Origin of the sequence: Flagellimonas okinawensis (assembly GCF_029194005.1) — a bacterium.
Taxonomy (GTDB): Bacteria; Bacteroidota; Bacteroidia; order Flavobacteriales; family Flavobacteriaceae; genus Flagellimonas; species Flagellimonas okinawensis.
In genome coordinates this window covers 1,084,194-1,102,660 of record NZ_JARFVA010000001.1, presented here as the reverse complement: position 1 = coordinate 1,102,660, position 18,467 = coordinate 1,084,194, and the positions used below count along the sequence as shown (strand labels likewise).

Sequence of the window (18,467 nt, the reverse complement as noted above, 5' to 3'; positions counted from 1 at the left end):
AGTAAGCTTTGGCTGGAAGTGCGATTATACAGTGTTTCCCCTCTAGTCAATTTTTTCAAATAAGGATTTGGAAAGATGAGTATCTCGTAAAATTACTGTTTTAGCGGTAATATTTAGCCATTGCACTAGTTTAACTTGAGAACTTGATATTAATTGGTGAAATTACTGCTATAACGGTAAATATAATCAAATTAATTGTTTTCAACAACTGTTTAATTGATAAAATACGTATATTTACTGTTTAAACGGTAAAAAATGTTGGATTTTGATTTAGGTTTGATGGTTAAAAACCACCGCAAGAAAGCAGGGCTGACGCAGCTTGAACTGGCCAATTTGGCCGGTATAGGTAAGACAACCGTCTTTGATATCGAAAAAAATAAGGAGACTGTTCGTTGGAGCAACATCCTTGCCGTGCTCCAGGTATTGAACATAGAAGTGGAATTTAAAAGCCCATTGACTGAAAACGTATGAGAAAGGCAGTGGTATATGCCCATGGAAAAAGGGCTGGTGTTTTAACGGAAATCTCTCCTCAGGAGTATATGTTTACCTATGATGATGATTACAGTGGTCAGGCGATTTCATTGACCATGCCCGTTGATCAAAAGGAATTCAGTTTTAATGGGTTCCCTCCCTTTTTTGAAGGATTGTTGCCTGAAGGTATTATGTTGGAAGGACTACTTAAGATTTCCAAAATTGACCACAATGATTATTTCTCCCAATTAATGGCCACCGGTGCTGATTTGGTAGGTGCAGTAACCGTAAAACCTATGGAAGATGAATAGGTGCCCTATCACATATGAACCTTGCGGTACGGCAAAATATAGTGAGAAAGGTCTCAAAATGATTGCTGCCAAGTTAACCGGTTTAAATGATTTGCCCTATACAGCCTCGGAATTGAGGAGAGAGGCAGCAAACAGGGCAAAGAAATTATCCATACAGGGAGTACAGCCTAAATTAAGTGCGAATATTTCCATAGTCGACCAAGAGTTTAAAGTTGTTGACCAATTTGGTACTTATATCATAAAACCCCAAAATGATATCTTTCCGGAATTACCTCAGAATGAGGACTTGACCATGCGCATGGCCAAGATTTTTGGTATCAATGTCCCCTTTCATGGAATGGTTTATGGCAAGGATGGCAGTCTGTCCTATTTTATCAAGCGTTTTGACAGATATGCTCAAGGGAAAAAATATGCAACGGAAGATTTTGCCCAATTGACTGGAAATACCAGAGATACCAAGTATCGTTTTAGTATGGAGAAATTGGTACCCGTTATTGAGGAATTTTGTACGTTTCCTGTGGTTGAGAAAGTGGAATTCTTCAAAAGAATAGTTTTTTGTTTTGTGACTGGAAACGAGGACATGCACCTTAAAAACTTTTCCCTAATTACAAAGAATGGCAAAACGACGCTGGCACCTGCTTACGATTTGTTGAACTCCTCCATTGCGATCAATAGTCCTGAAGAAGAAATTGCATTGACCCTGAAAGGAAAAAAAAGTAATTTAAAGGCATCGGACTTTACGGATTATTATGCGAAGGAGCGATTGCAATTGAACGAAAAAACCATTGAAACCATACTTCAGGATGTGTTTCAGGCAAAACAGGAATGGAAGGATTTAATATCGATTTCTTTTCTTTCCGATGACATGAAGGAAAAGTATTTGCAAATCCTGGATCTTCGGTTGAAATTGTTTTAACGATTCATTTATTGGTGTCTTAAGATCAAATCGATGTACTTTCCAATGAAGTTTTTGTTCCATATATACAACTTCACATTGTCATTTCATTATTAGATAATCGGATTTTTTCCGATTATGTATGCTTTTTGTAACAACTGTATGGAGGGTGGTAACAAGTGTACATCAGCAAGGATGTATTTAATGTATTTGAAAATGAGGTTTCATGGATTTGCATGATCCCTACAGTGTCCAGGTGGTTTGTAAATTATAAGGACACTCTGCAAGATGGAATTTATAATGGCAGCTTGTTTTAGAAACACCCTGATGCCATCAAAAAATCAAAAGAGAACCAAGGGGTAGGTAAGAAGTGTTTTTGGTTAAATGATCAATCTAAGTTTTAGATTGAAAGGCATTGTAATTATTCCTTGAATCGGACTTAAATAACAGGCCAAATTTATCCATTGGTTTTTATTGGGAATGCAAGTTTTGTGATTACCCCTTTTTGGGACAATTGATTATTGATACTAAACGAATAGTTGTTTCCATAAAGGTTTTGCAATCTTTTTATGGTGTTTTGAAGTCCAGTGCCATATTGGAAAACTTCTGGTAAGGGACTTCCATTGTTTGCAACAAAAATTTCTATGTTCCCATTTTTCAGGGTCAATCTTTCTGTGGAGACTAATGACAGATCTCTGCCCATTCACTGTTAATCTTAGGTATAGTCCGGCTTTACCGTTCTTGTCGAGCCGTTTGTCTTTAAGGTAAAATAAGACTGCAAATGAATTTGACATATTTTGGGTATCGATTTATGTCAATAAAGGTATGAAAAATAACTCTATGGAGTTTTGTAAACTATTAAAAAAGAATAAATTACAGAGAAATCGATACCTTTTTTTAATTTTTAGAATGGGTATCGATTTGGTTCCTTTTAAACTGATTTCATTTGAGTTTAAATGAAACTAAATAAAATAAAAAAACCTGCAAATCAGCGATTTACAGGTTTAATGTGTTGTTTTGATGGTGTTTTAGTGGAGCCGGAGGGTATTGTAACATTTAAATGTTGATAAAGGTTTGATAAATACCAAGCCTTTAAATAGCCTAAAAACAGGGTCTTAACTATCTTTATTATGGTTGGCTTTTATATTTAATTATAAAAAAAAGGTCAACTAAAAAGACAACTGGTATGTCAACATTAAGATCAACATTCGTTTTAAAGGAACCACAGGGCAAGGGGAAAACCTCAAACAAAGAAACACTAATACTTTTCAGGTGTAACTTCAAGAATGAGGGTAAACGTTTTATCTATTCTACAGGTGAACGTATAGCCCCAAAAAGTTGGGACTTTAAGAACCGTCAACCACTTTTACATGGTTCCAACCGCTCAAAGGTAGCTTCATCCATTCGGATGCAGATAAACCGTTACAAGGATAAATTTGAGGAACTACAGGCCATTTGTAAGTCGATGGATAGGGATTTCACTTCCAAAGTCCTAAAGGATGAATTTGATAAAGAATTCAAGCGATTGAAGAATGCGGGGAACTCATTCTTCGATGCTTATGATGAATTCATGGACTTTAAGAAGAAAATCGGAGATTGGTCGCCAAGCACAGTTAAAAGGTATGATAATATCAAAAATATACTTCAAGAATTTGAAAGGGATAGGAAGTTTACTTTGTCCTTTAATTCTATTGATAATAAATTTCATGCTGAGTTTACGGATTATTGCATCAATCAAAAAAATCAGATAAATAATACCTTTTCCCGAAATGTTGGACTATTTAAGACATTTATGGGCTGGGCTTTGGGTAATGGATACACCTACAAAGATGATTTTAAAAAATTAAAAAAGATGAAAGTGGTAATAACCAACCAAATAGCACTTGACTTAAAGGATCTTGACAAGCTCATGAAACATGACTTTAAAAAGAAGAGTCTAGAAAGGATAAGGGATGTATTTGTCTTTGCTTGTGTTACAGGGATGCGATTTGGTGAATTAAAGCTTATATCACTGGAAAATATCGTTGATGGACAGGTACACCTTAAAGAGGAAAAGAATTCAGAGAAAGAAGTTAGAAGGATTCCTTTGAACGACCTAGCTTTATTCATTTTAAAGAAATACAACTACGATTTGCCGTTAATAGCTAATCAAAAACATAACGAGTACATTAAGGATGTTTTTGAGGCTGCCGGATACACCCATGATGTTGAAAAGGTAGTCACCAAAGGAAAAGAAAGCATTAGAGAAGTTATGCCATTTTATAAGCGTATAAGCTCACATACAGCCAGAAGAACATTTATTACCATGATGAAGAAAAAAGGCTTTAGTGATAAGCTTATAGCCTCTATAAGCGGCCACAGCGATATGAAAACACTTAACCAGTATTATCAGGTAGATGATGCTGCAAGGTCAGAGGCGGTTAAAGATGTATTTAAAGTTAGTTATGAACCATTGAAAAAAGTGGATTAATATGTCAGAGTTTGAACCTCTCTTAAAAGAAATGGATGAAAAAATGTCAACATTTTTGAGAAGCCCTGATCACTTTGTGGATTTGAGAAAATTTTATGCTAGACCTGAACATATTACAAACGAAAAGTATAATGAATGGGAAAAACTTCATGCTCAAGGAAAGGCGTGTTACTATATCCAAAACAATAGCAAACCCCAGACTTATAATCAAAAAGGAACACCAATATATCACCCCAAGGTAGCTTGTCTTTTTGAGAATGATAATTCCATTTTTTCCGGGGATATTGTTGATGGGCATATGAGTATATCATCAATAGGATATTTTAAATCAGCCTATGTAGCTGGATATACCAGGGGTATGGTGTATTGTATTGAAAATTTGGAATTAAGTGAAGAGCGTTTTCTTAAGAACTATTCACCCGAGTATCTAGAATCTATCTTGTATTTCTACAACAAAAAAGAAGTTAGTTTAATTGAAGGTGTTCAAAAAGGTTCTGTATTTGTTAAGTCTTATGTGCCCACTAAAGGAATGCCAGAGGTATTATATGAATACGGTTTTCATTCATGTGTTGTATGGTATATCGAAAATTTAATGGAAAAATTTCCTGATAAATTCAAAAGAAAGAAGGTGGGGCGTGGGCCTAAGAAAGGAGTTGAGAAATTTTCTGATATGTTTTCATCACATGGAGAAAAAATAGAATCTGATTTGATTAAGCATCATTTTAAAGATGGGTTTGATAAAAAGAAGAAAATGTTTTGGACTAAATTTCTTTGTATTTGTCATGAAAAAGGTATGCTTGTAAATCTTACCAATAAAGAATATGCTCGATTGATTAACGAAAACTTCAATCAAGACTACAAAGAGAACAACATGAAGCCTTTCTCTGATTTTAAAGAAGGTGAATGGTTCTACAATAAAGATAAATTTGACTTCTCTTTTATTTAAATTTTTGTATTAATACAGAAATACAAATCACTCAATAACCCCTATTATACTTTAGACCTCGAATAAGAACAAAAATTCGAGGAAAAATGGAATACAATCCACATTTAGAGTTACTTCAAGAAATCCGGGGCCTAAAATCTTCAATCCAGTTAATAGTGGATAGGCTTCCCGAAGAACAAGAAATCAAACATTATTCACCACAGGATTTAGCGGATAATACTCCGATGGGAGTACAAACTATCCGCAGGAAAATCAAAGAGGGAGTTATTAACGCAAAACAGCTGGGTAGAAAGTACTTCATAACCGCTGAAGAATTCAATAGGGTCTGTAAAGAGGCTAAATCCCTAAAATATAAACGAACTGCATAAAAAAAGACTGCCGAAGCAGCCTTTTGTGTCCATCTAGTATTCCTTAGGGGTCAAACCCGTAAAGTCGTTATTAATAAATCATTAATTACAAGTGCAAGATACAGATAGTAAAGGATTTACGCAAAAAAAACAACTCGATTTCAAAAGGGTTTTATTAACCAATATTGAGTATGATTTTCTCTTTTGTGAAGGTGGTGATGGATTAGTTGCATTCTTAGCGACACTAAGAGCTTACAAATCAAACGAAGTCATAAAGAAAGTGGGGAAGAAAGGCCCGGTTGCATTGATACAAGATGTTACGGGTCTGTCCCGCACTACTATCGGTAAGTACCTACCACAATTGCAGGAAATTGGTCTGCTTCAAATCCATGAAAATGGCAACATAGCAATAAGAAGCCGAAAATGGAGCGATACAAACCTACCACGATTAGGAAGGAGGAAAATAATCCCTATCCAGGTACACGAAAAATTTACGGACACTAAGATTTGTGTCGCTTATGTACGGGTGCATTCAAGATTAAGAAAACAAGAGAGGCAGATTGGAAAGAAGGCTAAACGGATAGAGGTACTGGAAGCATGTTCCCGGAACAGACGTCTATCCAAAAGCGATTACAGGTTGTGGAAAAAGTTGTATCGCAAAGGAATAACGTTGAGGGGATTACAAAACAAATACCGTTCAACTAGCACAATCTCCAATCTGTCCTTTCATAAGATACTCAAAGATAGTGTTTTAGCTTCGGATTGTAATATCAATAGTGGTAAAAACTTCAAAACGAAACTTATGGAACTGGGAATGATCAAACAAGAGAGACAGTTTAAGTTGAAATATCCAAATGTTAGGGATTCCAAGTTTTTAGCAAATGAAAAGGACTTTTTGCTTTATGGAGGATTGTTTCAAGGTTATAAAGGTATTGTTCTAGAAGGTAGTCCAATCATTACCCCTATAGATATGCTTACAGTAGGTAACAAAAAAAAGCAAGTTGAGAAATGAAGGAGATAAAAGCGTTTGAAAACTTCGGAATCAAGTCCGGTAAAGAGACTTATGCTACTCGAGTACAGATAGAACAATTGTACGAGGTCCCGAGAAAGACATTAGCAGATAACATTAACACCCTTAAACAAGACGGCTTAATCAGTGGGGCGAAAATCCGCCATACTGCTAATGATGGCAAACAGTACAAAACGGAAGTTTACGACTTGAATGAAGTGATTGCGATAGGTTTTAGGTTAAGGAGTGATACTGCTATTCGATTACAGCGATATGCTACTAACCTTGTAAGCTCCAAAATAAGAGGCTTGGAGGAACAAAGAAGATTACTGGAGATAGAATTGAGCTTTGCATGGAATAAAAGTGATAATGATGATTTGTATAGATAGCCCTAAAAAATGGAATCATATCCACTAAAACGTCAACCAAAAATATAAGAGATTGAAAATTAGTGAAATAAATAGTGTAAACAATAGTCGGGATGTATTGAACCGTGCTTTAAATCAAAAATTAGAAATATGAATCAAGGATATTCCAACAACGTCGATTACAAATTCATATCCAAGACCTTGGGTAAGGTGTCTATTCCGGAACCCATCAACTATGATGATGGAATCCGTAATATTTATGAAAGGGATGGTAATTCCAAAGGATTTCTAAAAACAAAATCCAATAACCTTGAATTTTATAATGAGGGTAGGGAATATCTTATCAGGCAATACGCATCAAAGGGAGTTACCGAAGATTTGATACTACAACGTAACATTAAATCAAAGTACAGACTTGATGAACGTTGGAGAACCATTTCTGAAACATATTTAAACCTGGGTGAACTAAGCTTTAACAGGAACACGGCTAAAGTGAAGGCAACAGAAGGAGGTTTGTATAAAGTAATTGACTCCAAAAAATCTGATGAATTTGATTTAGTTGATAATACGGCCTCAAACGGAAAGATTTTACCTGACTTGAACAGAACTACTGTTCAAGTGGATGGCAGGGATATCTTGAGAATCTCAAAAATGGAAGTTGAAGATGGAACTAGGGTAAACCATCCAGTGAGTGGAGGCGATACTACCGAAGCCAAAACGGTTCCATTCAATATCTATGAAAACTCTGATAAGGTAGATCTTCAAAGTGTATTTGAATATCGTTGGGGAATTGCTAATGATACATGGGCCAATTTCATTGGAGGTGATCTTTTTGCGGGATTTTTGGTAAGCGGTGCAGACTTTGACACTGTTCTGAAATTAAACGGTCGAATAGAACTTCAAATGGTGGACACGCCTTGGCCCGGAACTTTAAGACTTGATATTTTAAGATACAGGGATGATGGCAATGGAGGTTTTGAAAAAAAAGAAGTGATACCACTTGATAGTATTTCAACGGCATTATTGAACACTGCAAGTTTTGATTTCAACAACTATCCTTTAGAAGTGCAACAAGGGGATTATATCACATTCGGAGTTTTCTCTGACACCTTGGACGGCATCAAATACGAGTACTACAATACAACTTTGGAAATAAGAGAGGATTCAACTTTTCCGGCTTCTGCAATGAACTGTTTGACCTACAAAACACTAGGTGAAAGACTGGTGGCTAAGATCACTGGACAATCCAATGCTTTCTACTGTTCAGAAATGGAAGATAACGGTATTTGGGAAGGCCACTTGGTAACTAACGGTTTTTGGGCAAGGAACTTCCCTGATGTCATACAAGAGGGAACGGATGAGGAAAGAAAGATACAGTTTACCACTTCATTGGAGGATTTTTTAAAGCACTTGTACGCAATAAGACCCATTGCATGGTGGGTTGAAAAGGTGGGAAATAAAGAGCGTATGAGGGTAGAACTCTTGACCTATACCCAACAGAACTTTATAGGCATCAAGTATGCAGAGGTAAGTGAGGATGAATACGGTAAAAGGACTACCACATATCTACAACCATCTTCGGATTTAGAAAGGAAAACATTAAAAGACAACTTCTATAAGTCAATCACTTTAGGTAGTGACAAGGGAGGGGATAACTATGAAGAGGTAGCTGGGCTTCAGTCAATTTCCGGCAAGGCAAGCTGGTCAACCGTGAACAATAAAAGTGAATCGGTTTATGAATACCTAAGCCCGTACAGATTGGGTGACGTTGATATAGAACTGGCAAGGCGAAAACCATTTTCAGAGTTCCCCGATGAGGATACGCAATATGATAGTGATTTATTGGTGGTTGATTGCTATAAATCAGGAACAGGGTACTATATCAAGAAATGGCAGCATTACGATTTTGAAGAGGAGCCAAAGAATATCTATAAAGTGGGCACCGCCTTTAATCTAGAATTTACGCCCGCAAGGTTTCTCCTAAATCATTCTTCTGAAATTAATGTGGGATTGTATCACTATCCACTTGAATACATCTACTTCAATTCAAGTAATTGTAACAGCTCTTTTGAAAGCAAGAGGGAGAATGAAGCTCTTTTGAGGGAAGATGCACCCATTCCACATTCAAGGCTGGATAAACCAAGGATAAGGCCTATAAGTGTCGATTTTGATTTGGAAGTAAGTGATGAATTGGAGGAAATCATTACCGGACAAACAAAGGGTGTTCCTAACTGGTTTGGGATGGTCGCAGTAGATACCGGGGATGGTATAGAGTATTTCAGGTTGGTAAAGGTCGATGCAAACAAGGAGGGCAAACATAAACTGGTAGAGGTCAACAATATCTAACAACAATATAAACAGAGTTTAATTTTAATTTTTTAATAATGACAGCAGAAGCAAAAACAGCAGTTAAAGACCCGGTACTAGGGTACAATCGTGATGGTGTTCGGATAATGACCGAACAAGAATCAAAAAAGGTCAATGAAATCAATGAGGCGTTCCAAGCAGTTGATGATTTCTTTGGAGAAAAACCAACAGAAAAACAACGGAGGGAAATTCTTGAAAAGGGCTATGATTTTGTCTTGGAAAAGTTAAAGGCAAAGTTCCCATTCCCAAATGCAACCAAAGAGTTTAATTATGAAGCCATGGGAGTTGACCCTTCACCATTGGAAAGTCTTTTAACAGTAGCATCCAAAAGGCATAAATTTTTAGAATATTCCGCCTTGAATGGAGCATGGTTTGAGATAACGGAAAAAGGCCACCAAGCAATTAAATCGAAACATGCAATTATAGCCAATACGGACAAACAGAAGGAAGCTTTGAAGTTTGCCGAGGAACTTTCAGAACTTTTCAATAAATACCGTTGGATTCCTTCGAAATTAGGCTTTCATAACGCAAACTTCGAAGGCAAAGAGCGAGTATCCAAAATACTTAAAGTGGTAAATGTTACCGATAAAGGATTTTCTCCAAGTGCAACAGGAATCAAAAATTTATAGGTCATGGAAAAGGAAATGAAAAGAAAAGCGGAGGTTATTATTTGGGAAACGGCCAAGGAGCACAATACTGATGGAACAGACCCAATAGAGGAAAGACGAGAGGCGTTTATTGAAGATGCATCCATTAAGCTTGTGAGCAAACTAGATATGTATTCAAGTGCAGCTGAACATTTGGCAAAACAATGGAGTGGGCTAGTGGTCCCCCCATCTATGGGAAACCAAATCCAAATAAAGGACAAGTTTAATGGCGTAAAGGTATTTGAGAACATCTGGAAGCGTGAGAACACTGGTACGTCTCTTACTGGCTCAGAGTACAAAAGCGATTATAAGGCCTTTAGAGAGGCTTTCATTTAAAACTAAAGTAGTTTAAAGTAGTTTGGAAGAAAATGGCAAATACAACAGGTAAAAAGTTTGGGGGTCGTCGTAAAGGCACCCCCAATAAAAAAACAGAGGCGTTACGTGCCAGGGTTGAAAACCTAATTGATGACAATTGGGATAAAATCCAAAATGATCTAAAGGAACTATCAGGGAAAGAGCGGGTTGATACAATTGTGAAACTTTTAGAATATTCCTTGCCAAAGTTGAGCCGTACCGAATTTCAGGAGGTATCAACGGTTGAAGAACTTCTTATGATGACCCCAGAGGAAAGAAGGGAAAGAATTCAGGAATTAAGATCAAAACTTAAAAAAGTGTCATGAACGACGAATTGAAACTATTGGAAGCGTTGGAAATTGAAAGCATTGAAAAATGGCCCCCATTGTTTTTGGCATTGAATGGAGACACAGGTTTTTTCGTAAACAGCAAAGTTGGAGATATAGCAGCGGGTTATTTTGAATATGAGGTGGTTGATGGTAAAAAGTATTTCAACACAGACGATGTTGAGAATGGGTTTGATGAAATAATAGGAAAAATCAGAAGAGGTGACCATGGATAAGGATTTAGCAAAAAAGGAATTGGATTTTCTTGAACAACTTGAAAAGGAGCAGCCGATTAATTGGAGAGTTGACTTTTGGAAGCTAACTAATGATGTAACTGCCAAACTCCAACAGATTGTAGATAGATGGAAACTTGGTAATGGGCGTGAAAAAGTGGTAGAATTGCCGGATGGTTTTATGGATAAGATAATTAGACAAATCACTCACTATAACAAGCACAAAATCAAAATTGATGGAACCGTTCCAACTGATAGGGAGTTAAAAAGAATCGAAAATAATGGGATGCTATGAAAAAGGAAGATGAATTAAAATTTTTGGAAGAACTACAGGCTTCTGAAGAGTTTTATACACCATTCTATTTGATTCAAGAATCTAATGGTTACGGAAAACTCACCAGGGCAGCGGGAAAGGTAGCTTTAAAATACTTGGAGCCAAAAGAAGAGGGAAGTCTCTTATTCAGGATAAAGGATGTTGAGCGATTGTTCCTGGGTTGGGGGATGGTTGTTCTTTAGTTTTTGATGTAACACTGATGCAACATATCAAAAAAACTATGTTTTAATGTAATATTTATTGATTTTCAGAGTCTTATATATGAAATGACTGGTATTATTATTGACAATTCTATAAGTTAGTGTTAAATATGTTGCATTTTGGTATGTTTTTCGCTATAATATGTTGTAAATGTGTTACTTTATGTTGTTAAACGTATTGTGTAATACTATTAATAATAGTACTTTTGTATTAATAAACACTAGGCTAAAACACTCATGAAATCTACAAAAGAAATAAAGACTTCTGAAAAGGTCGGTCAGTTTTTCTATAAAATGATGTTAGAAAAACGTGAGCGCAATAAAGAGGTGTGCCGTAAAATCAAAAACGGAGAAATCAAAGTTGCTGAATAATAATATTTATGAATATCATCAAGGAGAGGGTGTTGATCACCCTCTTTTTTTGTTTAGTTCAAGCTCAGGATTTGAATATGGTGTGAGGTTTGACCATTTTCCATTTGATTTTTCTGGGGTGGAGGTCATTAGGACTATTAGTGTATTTTGTAATACTGAAAATCTTCCTCCAATTGATTTTAAAGTCGGTATAACCATATGTCACATTATTGAAACATATGTTATCAATAATCCTCATGAGGTTATTACATACGTTTGTGATAATCTTGATGGTAAGGGAAGAAGTCGTCAGAACAAATTTAAAAGGTGGTACACAAGTTATAGTAATGGTCATTTATTAGCCTTTCCTCATCTCATAACTACCCCTACGGATGAAATCCATACTTGTATAATATTTAACCCAGATGTATATGACGAAGAAAGTATGGTAGCTTCTTATAGAGATGAAATAGAATTCATGAACAATATAAAGGAATAGCTTCAAGTTTTAATTCAATACCTCCCGTCTCCACTAAATGCAATTTAAAATATTGAATATCAGTAGTTAACAGTATCAGTTGACTTATTGGTTGATTCTAAGCCTCATTTTGGTGGTTTTTGTCCTTATCCACTAATGATTCAAAATTTTCTCCATCCACATGGATTTGTCTATTATCATGATAATGATGATGGACAGACTTATCTATTATTTTAGTTGGTTTTGATGGTGAGTAGGGGTCATTATCGCTTTTGCCAAAAATAGCATCAAATAGGCCAGTAAATAGAAAGTAGCCTAAAACTGGTAATCCTATAAAAAGCAATATTATAATCAACAACCCCATGTTTATTTTGTAAGTCTTTATTCCCTAGTATATGTCTTGTAAGAGTATTTAAAATAACTACTTTCTTCATAATCATAGCGAATTGTCATGTTGTTTCCTTCAAAAGAAATTTTTGGATAACCAGTTTCTCTGTCCAAATAGCCGGGTATTTCATAATATATGAGTCTATAATTAGCCCCTGGATAATCGCTTCGGGTTGTTTTTATCCACTCACCTTCTTGAATACGATCAAAATCACACCCGCCATTGCCATCACCCCACCAAATCTCTAATTCAAACAGATTATCCTGGTAAAAATGAAGTTTTTGGGCATTACTGCATGGCATTGACTCCTTAAAGGTCTCTCCATCATTTAAAGCTCCGCCGGACTCAATAATTGTCCAATCTCCAATGATTGGATCTAAGGAGCCTTGATTTGTACCTTCATTATCGCTTTTTGAACATGATATAAAAAGCAATGCAACTAATAATAGTTTTTTCATTTTTGTAGTGTTTGAATTAAAAAGGGGGGGAATTCCTTTAAATGTATAAATCAAGGAATAATCTTACAAATGAAATCCCGTAAAAGACACAAAGAATTAAATAAAATCAAACAAAGGAAACGGAAATTTTGTAGTTTTAATAAGCAAAACCTAACCATTTTGACTGATTTAAAGCAATATACAGAAGCCTTCACTATCGCTCTGGGCTGCACCTTGGACGATTTCAAGATTAAACCATTTAAAGGAAAATCTAAATCCGGCCCAATGATTTCACAATATAAGGATAGGTCATATTTGGTTTACGATTTAGATGATCTTTATGATTATGCGGAAGAGTGTATTACCGACCCTGGGCAAGCAATGTTTTTGAGGCCGGATGATGTCGCTGATCTTATGGAATTTGCCTATGCAACAACTGATTTTTACGATAAGCTACTGCCCTTATTGGATGATAAGGAAGAACAGGAATTATCACTTATATTGGGTATTCACAATGCGACAGGGGAAGATTTTTGGCACATAAGCTATCATCATGCTAATCCAGACCTATACGGGAAAACTGTTTACGCTGCCGGGCTAACTTATGACCTAGAGGCTCTAAAAATTGAATTGGTTGAGATATTTATGCACAGAGGCGAAGAAATACTTTGTATGCACGTTGATGGAACTTTCAAAGAGGTAGTTTTAAATGAGGATTCAGAAGAAGAAAAATACTTTTTAATCCACGACACGGAATTTCCCTATGATTGATTAATTGCCGCTAACAGCCCTTCTAAGTCCTTTTTGTTATTGATTGTATAAACCTTGTCTTTGTATTGGACAAACCCATTTAAAAGCTCACCCCCTTTAGTTGGGTGAAACAGTTCCCTTATATCTACATCCAAAACTTCGGCCATTTTAACAAGGGTATCAAATTTGGGTTTCGTCCTGCCACTTTTAAAAGCACTTGCCGAGGTCGGAGAAACGTCCAACATTTCCGCAAACTCCAGGTTAGATATATTCTTTTCCTTTAAAATCTCATCAATTCGTAACATATCCCAAAGATAATACAAATAATGCTTTTAAAAAATGTTAAAATATAAGTATTGATTGTATAATATAGAAGTAATGGTTACATTTGAAAAACAAATCAAATGATTACTAACATTTTAACCATGAGAAATCAACAAAACCAAGTAGGTGACTTATTCGATTCCGTTTGGGATTCTGCCTATTCACACTTTCAAAACCCTACCGATGAAGGGGCTATTGAATTGAACAAAAAAACTTCGCTTCTAAGAATGAAACTTAAATCATTTAAACTATAACACTTAAAACAAAAGATTATGATCGTATTATCAGATGAAGGCATGAAATATGCTATCGACAAATTTAACAAGAACGGGTTTTTTAATGCTTTTATGGTAAGCCATTCAGAACACAACAACGAAAAGGATATTGAACGGTTTAAAACAGCCATAAATACCTTGGGGGTTGTCCAGGAGATTCACAAGGCCAATATTCTATTAGAAGAAATGGAAAGCCCTATAAGAATCGATATTGAAATATTTCATGTCGTATTGGATATGGTTTTGAACCAAAAAACCAAGTTTAACGATGACCAACGCAAACGGTACTTCTTGGAAACCAAAAAACTTGAAGAACTTAGAATGGCAATTTCATCTTTGTCCCATTTGGATTTTTATTTTCCACAACAAGTTGAATTTTTAGTACTTGGAACAAGTGAGGAAGAGGTAAGGGCGTTTAACCAACTAAATGATGAAGATTTTAGGGACATTTTCGCCCATCACCAATCTTACTTCAACGAGGGTCTAATGCCTTATGATAAGTTTATCAACTCCTTAAATGACTGGCTTGGAATGATGAGAAAGGGTAGTGCGGCCTTAGAGGTGGCCTAAATACAAAAGAGTCAACTAAAAAGTCAACCATAATTTAAAACCCCCGTAAACAATGTACTTACGAGGGTATCTAGTGGAGCCGGAGGGATTCGAACCCTCGTCCAAACAAGCAATAACCATGCTTTCTACATGCTTAGTATCTGCTTAATTTTCGATGCATGCCTGACCAGATACGGCCTAACATACACTTATCTTCTTTAGGTTTTAGAGGTGTCGCCAAAGCGAGCGGACACCCTTGTGTTGACTTTTTTGGTGCTCCTAAACGAATCGCCGTCAACAAGGGCTATTCAGGAACATCTCGCTTCCCTACCTTGTAGGGACGAGGCACATCTTACTATAATTCAGATTATGCGGCAAGAGCGTAGTTATTTTCGCCAATTAAAAGTGTGAAACATGAGATTTACGAGCTATATCCCAGCGCTCGGCATGCTTACATCGCCATTGGTCTTGCTGTCAAAACCGGTCGGCCCCATAATGAGTTAGGTAAAGCTTTGCTTACCGTAAACGAATTATGCCCTGAGTACTTCGTCTACGCTCAGCATAAACTACGTCGAAGGGCCTAAACATTTACTCACTTTTTTATCAAAGAACTTGGCCTGCACTGAGTGCAGTCGAAGTATGGGCGTTACCAAAATATTGCTTTGCAACATTTCGGTCTGGCTATCGGCCGTACATGGTACCTGCCACTATTCCTAACACGGTCGGCAAAGGTAACGCATATCCATCAAACAATAAAAAGTTTGGTAACCCTGCCTTTTCCTCTTATTTTGGTCAACAATTATACCAAAATAATCTATGAAGTTCGGAATCATCAGGGAGCGTAAAAATCCGCCCGATCGCAGAGTGGTACTGTCACCAGAGGAATGTCAAAATGTCCTTTCAAAATTTCCAAATGCCGAAATATTGGTCGAATCATCACCCATCAGGGTTTTCGCCGATAAGGAATACGCCGATAAGGGACTCAAAGTGGTATCCGATATGCAGGATTGTGAAGTATTGCTCGGAGTTAAAGAAGTTCCTATTGATGCACTGATTCCCAACAAAAAGTATTTTTTCTTTTCCCATACCATTAAAAAGCAACCCTATAATCGCGAGCTGCTCCGCGCGATTTTGGACAAAAATATAGAAATGTACGACCATGAGGTCATTACAAATGCCAAGGGTGCCCGTTTGGTGGCATTTGGTCGTTATGCTGGGATTGTTGGTGCCTATAATGGGTTTAGGGCGTATGGCTTAAAGTATAATTTGTATCAATTGCCAAAAGCAGAGTCCCTGTTGGACCAGCAGGCCTTGATTACCGAGCTTAAAAAAATAGAACTGCCCAACATCAAAATACTGCTCACAGGAAAAGGAAGAGTGGGCAATGGCACCAAAGAAATGCTCGATGCCATGGGATTGGAACAAGTTGGCGTCTCAGAATATTTAAAAGAAGATTTCAACTATCCTGTATATTGTCAGATAGATGCTTCGGAATACAATAAACGCAAGGATGGAGTACGTGGAAACAAAGCTGATTTTTTTCAAAACCCCGAGGCCTATAAGTCTGACTTTTTCCGTTTTGCCAAGGTGACCGATTTTTACATTGCAGGACATTTTTATGGAGATGGCGCTCCTTATCTCTTTACCCGGGAAGATGCCAAACAACCTGACTTCAACATAAAGGTGGTGGCAGATGTCAGTTGCGATATCGATGGACCAGTAGCCACAACCATTAGGCCATCTACTATTGCAGATCCTATTTATGGTTATGATCCACAATCCGAAACAGAGGTCGATTTTAAATCAGAAAATGCCATTGCAGTGATGGCCGTGGACAATCTGCCTTGCGAATTGCCAAGGGATGCAAGCGTTGGTTTTGGCGAGGCCTTTTCCAAACATGTGATTCCATCGTTTTTTAACAACGATAAGGATGGTGTGCTCGATAGGGCCCGTATGACCCAAAATGGCAAACTGACCCGCCGATATGCCTACCTTCAGGACTATGTTGACGGCAAAGAATGACCAACGACCTAAAAACAATCGTCAAAAATTGGTAATGCATTGTTTTTTAGTATATTGTACCTCCTAATTTTCAAACGCCAGTGAAGTTCAATTGGGTATTTTCTGGAGATGACAATCCAGCAATGCAAAGAGCCTGTATCGATATGGAATACAGTTTAAGGCCAAGGATTATGCGGTTCTTGTTGTCCCGATTGGATGTTGATACCGACTTTTCCACTTTCCATTTTGATGTGAATGTTGATAAAAAGTGGGTGACTATCTCAGACAAGACCCCGAGTAAATATATTCGCAAACTATTGCCCGACTTTGATCAAGCCATTAACGGCACCTCATTTTCTTCGGTGGCCTAAAAAAGTCTGTTATTCTTCCAGTCTAATGTTCCAGCTAACAATGGGATGCTCCTTTGGTGCGACATATGCACCCAACGCCTTTAATTTTAGGGTAAGGTCCATTATTTTTTCAAGTGTCTTTATTTGTAGTGTTTTTGTGCCTCCGGCAGGTATGGTGAAAACCGGGGAACTGGAATAAAAGGTGTAGGGCATTTGATTTTCAAAAATCAGGTCGCTACTGGTCACATTCCGTAACGTAATCTCCAGAATTGTGGTATTGTCAATGTATTTAGCCTTTTCAAATTTTACCGAAGCATTGAGCAAGGGTACCAGATTTTCCGTTTTTCCCACTAACAATGAATTAAAAACTGCGACAGTCCTTCCGGCAAATAACGCTTCTTTAAGGGATTCCACGGTTCTCTCCTTTGCAAAGACAAGTGTGATTGGGCGTGTGTGTCCTTTTTCTATATAATCCCAATCAATTAGGCCGTGTATATCGCTTGTGCCCATAATGGTTAGATTATTTTCAAGGGCAAGTGCAAGGGATTCTTCTGAATAATCGCCAGTATTAATGACTTCTATTCCGTGTAATTCCCCTTTATTGATCCGCTCTTTTTGAAAATCGCTCAAAACCGGATTACCCTTGGGTGATTGGGCATACCAAGCAGGGTGGTTCCAGAATACAAAGGCGCCTTGTTTTTTTGCTTCGGCAAACGAATTCACAGCGTCGTCGACCAAGAGTGGGTTCGCATCTTCAATAAAGATGGCATTGTTATGCCCAACTGGAGCTTGGCGGGTTATTTCCGATCCATGGACAAGGATCAGGTCATGATTCTGAGCTTCCTTTAATGCAATCTCATAGGAACGGTTTCTATCAGGATGAGGGATATCTTCTTTGTGCGGTTGGTACTCAATGTGTTCCGTAAGTGAAATTACATCCAAATTATCACGGAGTGCTTCCATCACCCGAATATTGGGCCATACATTCCCATCGGAAAAAACGGTGTGCTGGTGTAAATCCGTTTTTAATGTGGTGTACCCGGGGATATTGGGAAACTCAAGTGCCCTGGAACTTTGGTGGGTATGCTCTTGGGCCATTAGGTGCGAAACAGCAAAAAATGCGATAACTAAAGATTGGAATTTCATGATGAAGGTTTTATCAAAACTATGAAACCTTTACATGTGTTTCAATCTACAACAATACATTTTACAAACTGTTAACCTGAAGATAAAACAGCTGGGGTGTTGGGTTCCCAAATTGCATTTGCCAAAATCACAATTAATAA

At 37.1% G+C, this 18,467-nt stretch carries 26 protein-coding genes and 1 other RNA gene; 21 read left to right on the top strand and 6 right to left on the bottom strand.

Translation table 11 applies throughout. The features are described from left to right. Positions 1 to 255 precede the first annotated feature (255 nt). The 3 genes from PY091_RS05290 to PY091_RS05280 are packed head-to-tail and all read left to right on the top strand — an operon-like array spanning position 256 to position 1,698. On the top strand, positions 256 to 471 hold the full coding sequence (locus PY091_RS05290; RefSeq protein WP_275648654.1) for a helix-turn-helix domain-containing protein: 216 nt from the start codon (positions 256 to 258) through the stop codon (positions 469 to 471). Beyond that, the gene (locus PY091_RS05285; RefSeq protein WP_275648653.1) at positions 468 to 782 is read left to right on the top strand and encodes a HipA N-terminal domain-containing protein; all 315 of its coding nucleotides are present in this window, start codon (positions 468 to 470) and stop codon (positions 780 to 782) included. Before PY091_RS05290 ends, PY091_RS05285 begins: the two co-directional genes overlap by 4 nt. Then, positions 775 to 1,698, top strand: coding sequence for a HipA domain-containing protein (locus PY091_RS05280; protein WP_275648652.1), 924 nt, complete (start codon positions 775 to 777; stop codon positions 1,696 to 1,698). The genes PY091_RS05285 and PY091_RS05280 overlap by 8 nt, the downstream gene beginning before the upstream one ends. 506 nt (positions 1,699 to 2,204) lie before the next feature. Here the strand turns inward: PY091_RS05280 and PY091_RS05275 are convergent. Next, a complete protein-coding gene (locus tag PY091_RS05275; RefSeq protein ID WP_417956672.1) occupies positions 2,205 to 2,471 on the bottom strand; it encodes an Arm DNA-binding domain-containing protein in 267 nt (88 codons plus the stop codon). A 392-nt stretch (positions 2,472 to 2,863) separates the two neighbouring features. Here PY091_RS05275 and PY091_RS05270 point away from each other — a divergent pair, with 392 nt between their 5' ends. The 13 genes from PY091_RS05270 (at position 2,864) to PY091_RS05210 (ending at position 12,128) form a co-directional block, all read left to right on the top strand. Next, the gene (locus PY091_RS05270; RefSeq protein ID WP_275648650.1) at positions 2,864 to 4,147 is read left to right on the top strand and encodes a tyrosine-type recombinase/integrase; all 1,284 of its coding nucleotides are present in this window, start codon (positions 2,864 to 2,866) and stop codon (positions 4,145 to 4,147) included. 1 nt (position 4,148) lies between these two features. Continuing rightward, a complete protein-coding gene (locus tag PY091_RS05265) occupies positions 4,149 to 5,093 on the top strand; it encodes a hypothetical protein (protein ID WP_275648649.1) in 945 nt (314 codons plus the stop codon). An 86-nt stretch (positions 5,094 to 5,179) separates the two neighbouring features. Beyond that, positions 5,180 to 5,461 carry a MerR family transcriptional regulator gene (locus PY091_RS05260; RefSeq protein ID WP_275648648.1) on the top strand — a complete coding sequence of 94 codons (282 nt, stop codon included), beginning with the start codon at positions 5,180 to 5,182 and terminating at the stop codon, positions 5,459 to 5,461. A gap of 91 nt (positions 5,462 to 5,552) precedes the next feature. Continuing rightward, positions 5,553 to 6,452: a hypothetical protein gene (locus PY091_RS05255; RefSeq protein ID WP_275648647.1), complete on the top strand. Its 900-nt coding sequence runs from the start codon at positions 5,553 to 5,555 to the stop codon at positions 6,450 to 6,452. Then, positions 6,449 to 6,838, top strand: a complete 390-nt coding sequence (locus PY091_RS05250; protein WP_275648646.1) for a hypothetical protein — start codon at positions 6,449 to 6,451, stop codon at positions 6,836 to 6,838. Before PY091_RS05255 ends, PY091_RS05250 begins: the two co-directional genes overlap by 4 nt. Before the next feature lie 129 nt (positions 6,839 to 6,967). Continuing rightward, entirely contained in the window at positions 6,968 to 9,163 is a 2,196-nt protein-coding gene (locus PY091_RS05245; RefSeq protein ID WP_275648645.1) for a hypothetical protein, read from the top strand. A 38-nt stretch (positions 9,164 to 9,201) separates the two neighbouring features. After that, positions 9,202 to 9,813 carry a hypothetical protein gene (locus tag PY091_RS05240; protein WP_275648644.1) on the top strand — a complete coding sequence of 204 codons (612 nt, stop codon included), beginning with the start codon at positions 9,202 to 9,204 and terminating at the stop codon, positions 9,811 to 9,813. Between the two features lie 3 nt (positions 9,814 to 9,816). Further along, positions 9,817 to 10,167: a hypothetical protein gene (locus tag PY091_RS05235; RefSeq protein WP_275648643.1), complete on the top strand. Its 351-nt coding sequence runs from the start codon at positions 9,817 to 9,819 to the stop codon at positions 10,165 to 10,167. A gap of 32 nt (positions 10,168 to 10,199) precedes the next feature. Further along, positions 10,200 to 10,511, top strand: coding sequence for a hypothetical protein (locus PY091_RS05230; RefSeq protein ID WP_275648642.1), 312 nt, complete (start codon positions 10,200 to 10,202; stop codon positions 10,509 to 10,511). Further along, positions 10,508 to 10,747, top strand: a complete 240-nt coding sequence (locus PY091_RS05225; RefSeq protein ID WP_275648641.1) for a hypothetical protein — start codon at positions 10,508 to 10,510, stop codon at positions 10,745 to 10,747. Before PY091_RS05230 ends, PY091_RS05225 begins: the two co-directional genes overlap by 4 nt. Then, on the top strand, positions 10,740 to 11,039 hold the full coding sequence (locus tag PY091_RS05220) for a hypothetical protein (protein ID WP_275648640.1): 300 nt from the start codon (positions 10,740 to 10,742) through the stop codon (positions 11,037 to 11,039). Before PY091_RS05225 ends, PY091_RS05220 begins: the two co-directional genes overlap by 8 nt. Next, positions 11,036 to 11,260, top strand: coding sequence for a hypothetical protein (locus tag PY091_RS05215; protein ID WP_275648639.1), 225 nt, complete (start codon positions 11,036 to 11,038; stop codon positions 11,258 to 11,260). Before PY091_RS05220 ends, PY091_RS05215 begins: the two co-directional genes overlap by 4 nt. Positions 11,261 to 11,588: 328 nt before the next feature. Continuing rightward, positions 11,589 to 12,128, top strand: a complete 540-nt coding sequence (locus tag PY091_RS05210) for a DUF6169 family protein (RefSeq protein WP_275648638.1) — start codon at positions 11,589 to 11,591, stop codon at positions 12,126 to 12,128. 97 nt (positions 12,129 to 12,225) lie between these two features. On the opposite strand, the gene PY091_RS05205 is transcribed toward PY091_RS05210, so the two are convergent. Both PY091_RS05205 and PY091_RS05200 read right to left on the bottom strand, forming a co-directional pair. After that, positions 12,226 to 12,471, bottom strand: coding sequence for a hypothetical protein (locus tag PY091_RS05205; protein ID WP_275648637.1), 246 nt, complete (start codon positions 12,469 to 12,471; stop codon positions 12,226 to 12,228). A gap of 17 nt (positions 12,472 to 12,488) precedes the next feature. Further along, entirely contained in the window at positions 12,489 to 12,953 is a 465-nt protein-coding gene (locus PY091_RS05200) for a hypothetical protein (RefSeq protein WP_275648636.1), read from the bottom strand. 69 nt (positions 12,954 to 13,022) lie between these two features. Between PY091_RS05200 and PY091_RS05195 the strand changes: the two genes are divergently transcribed. Next, positions 13,023 to 13,703 (top strand): hypothetical protein, encoded by a 681-nt coding sequence (locus tag PY091_RS05195; RefSeq protein ID WP_275648635.1) that lies wholly within the window; start codon positions 13,023 to 13,025, stop codon positions 13,701 to 13,703. On the opposite strand, the gene PY091_RS05190 is transcribed toward PY091_RS05195, so the two are convergent. Then, positions 13,694 to 13,987 (bottom strand): helix-turn-helix domain-containing protein, encoded by a 294-nt coding sequence (locus PY091_RS05190; protein WP_275648634.1) that lies wholly within the window; start codon positions 13,985 to 13,987, stop codon positions 13,694 to 13,696. The two genes, PY091_RS05195 and PY091_RS05190, sit on opposite strands and share 10 nt — an antisense overlap. Positions 13,988 to 14,107: 120 nt before the next feature. Between PY091_RS05190 and PY091_RS05185 the strand changes: the two genes are divergently transcribed. Both PY091_RS05185 and PY091_RS05180 read left to right on the top strand, forming a co-directional pair. Next, positions 14,108 to 14,260, top strand: coding sequence for a hypothetical protein (locus PY091_RS05185; protein WP_275648633.1), 153 nt, complete (start codon positions 14,108 to 14,110; stop codon positions 14,258 to 14,260). 18 nt (positions 14,261 to 14,278) lie between these two features. Continuing rightward, a complete protein-coding gene (locus tag PY091_RS05180) occupies positions 14,279 to 14,851 on the top strand; it encodes a hypothetical protein (RefSeq protein WP_275648632.1) in 573 nt (190 codons plus the stop codon). A 71-nt stretch (positions 14,852 to 14,922) separates the two neighbouring features. On the opposite strand, the gene ssrA is transcribed toward PY091_RS05180, so the two are convergent. Then, positions 14,923 to 15,322, bottom strand: a transfer-messenger RNA (tmRNA) gene (gene ssrA / locus PY091_RS05175). 324 nt (positions 15,323 to 15,646) lie between these two features. On the opposite strand from ssrA, the gene PY091_RS05170 reads away from it, so the two are divergent. Further along, positions 15,647 to 16,852, top strand: coding sequence for an NAD(P)-dependent oxidoreductase (locus PY091_RS05170; protein ID WP_275648631.1), 1,206 nt, complete (start codon positions 15,647 to 15,649; stop codon positions 16,850 to 16,852). Between the two features lie 80 nt (positions 16,853 to 16,932). Continuing rightward, complete coding sequence (locus PY091_RS05165; protein ID WP_275648630.1) at positions 16,933 to 17,202, top strand: hypothetical protein; 270 nt, start codon at positions 16,933 to 16,935, stop codon at positions 17,200 to 17,202. Between the two features lie 9 nt (positions 17,203 to 17,211). Here the strand turns inward: PY091_RS05165 and PY091_RS05160 are convergent, their stop codons facing one another. Next, positions 17,212 to 18,327, bottom strand: a complete 1,116-nt coding sequence (locus tag PY091_RS05160) for an Sb-PDE family phosphodiesterase (RefSeq protein ID WP_275648629.1) — start codon at positions 18,325 to 18,327, stop codon at positions 17,212 to 17,214. Positions 18,328 to 18,467 lie beyond the last annotated feature (140 nt).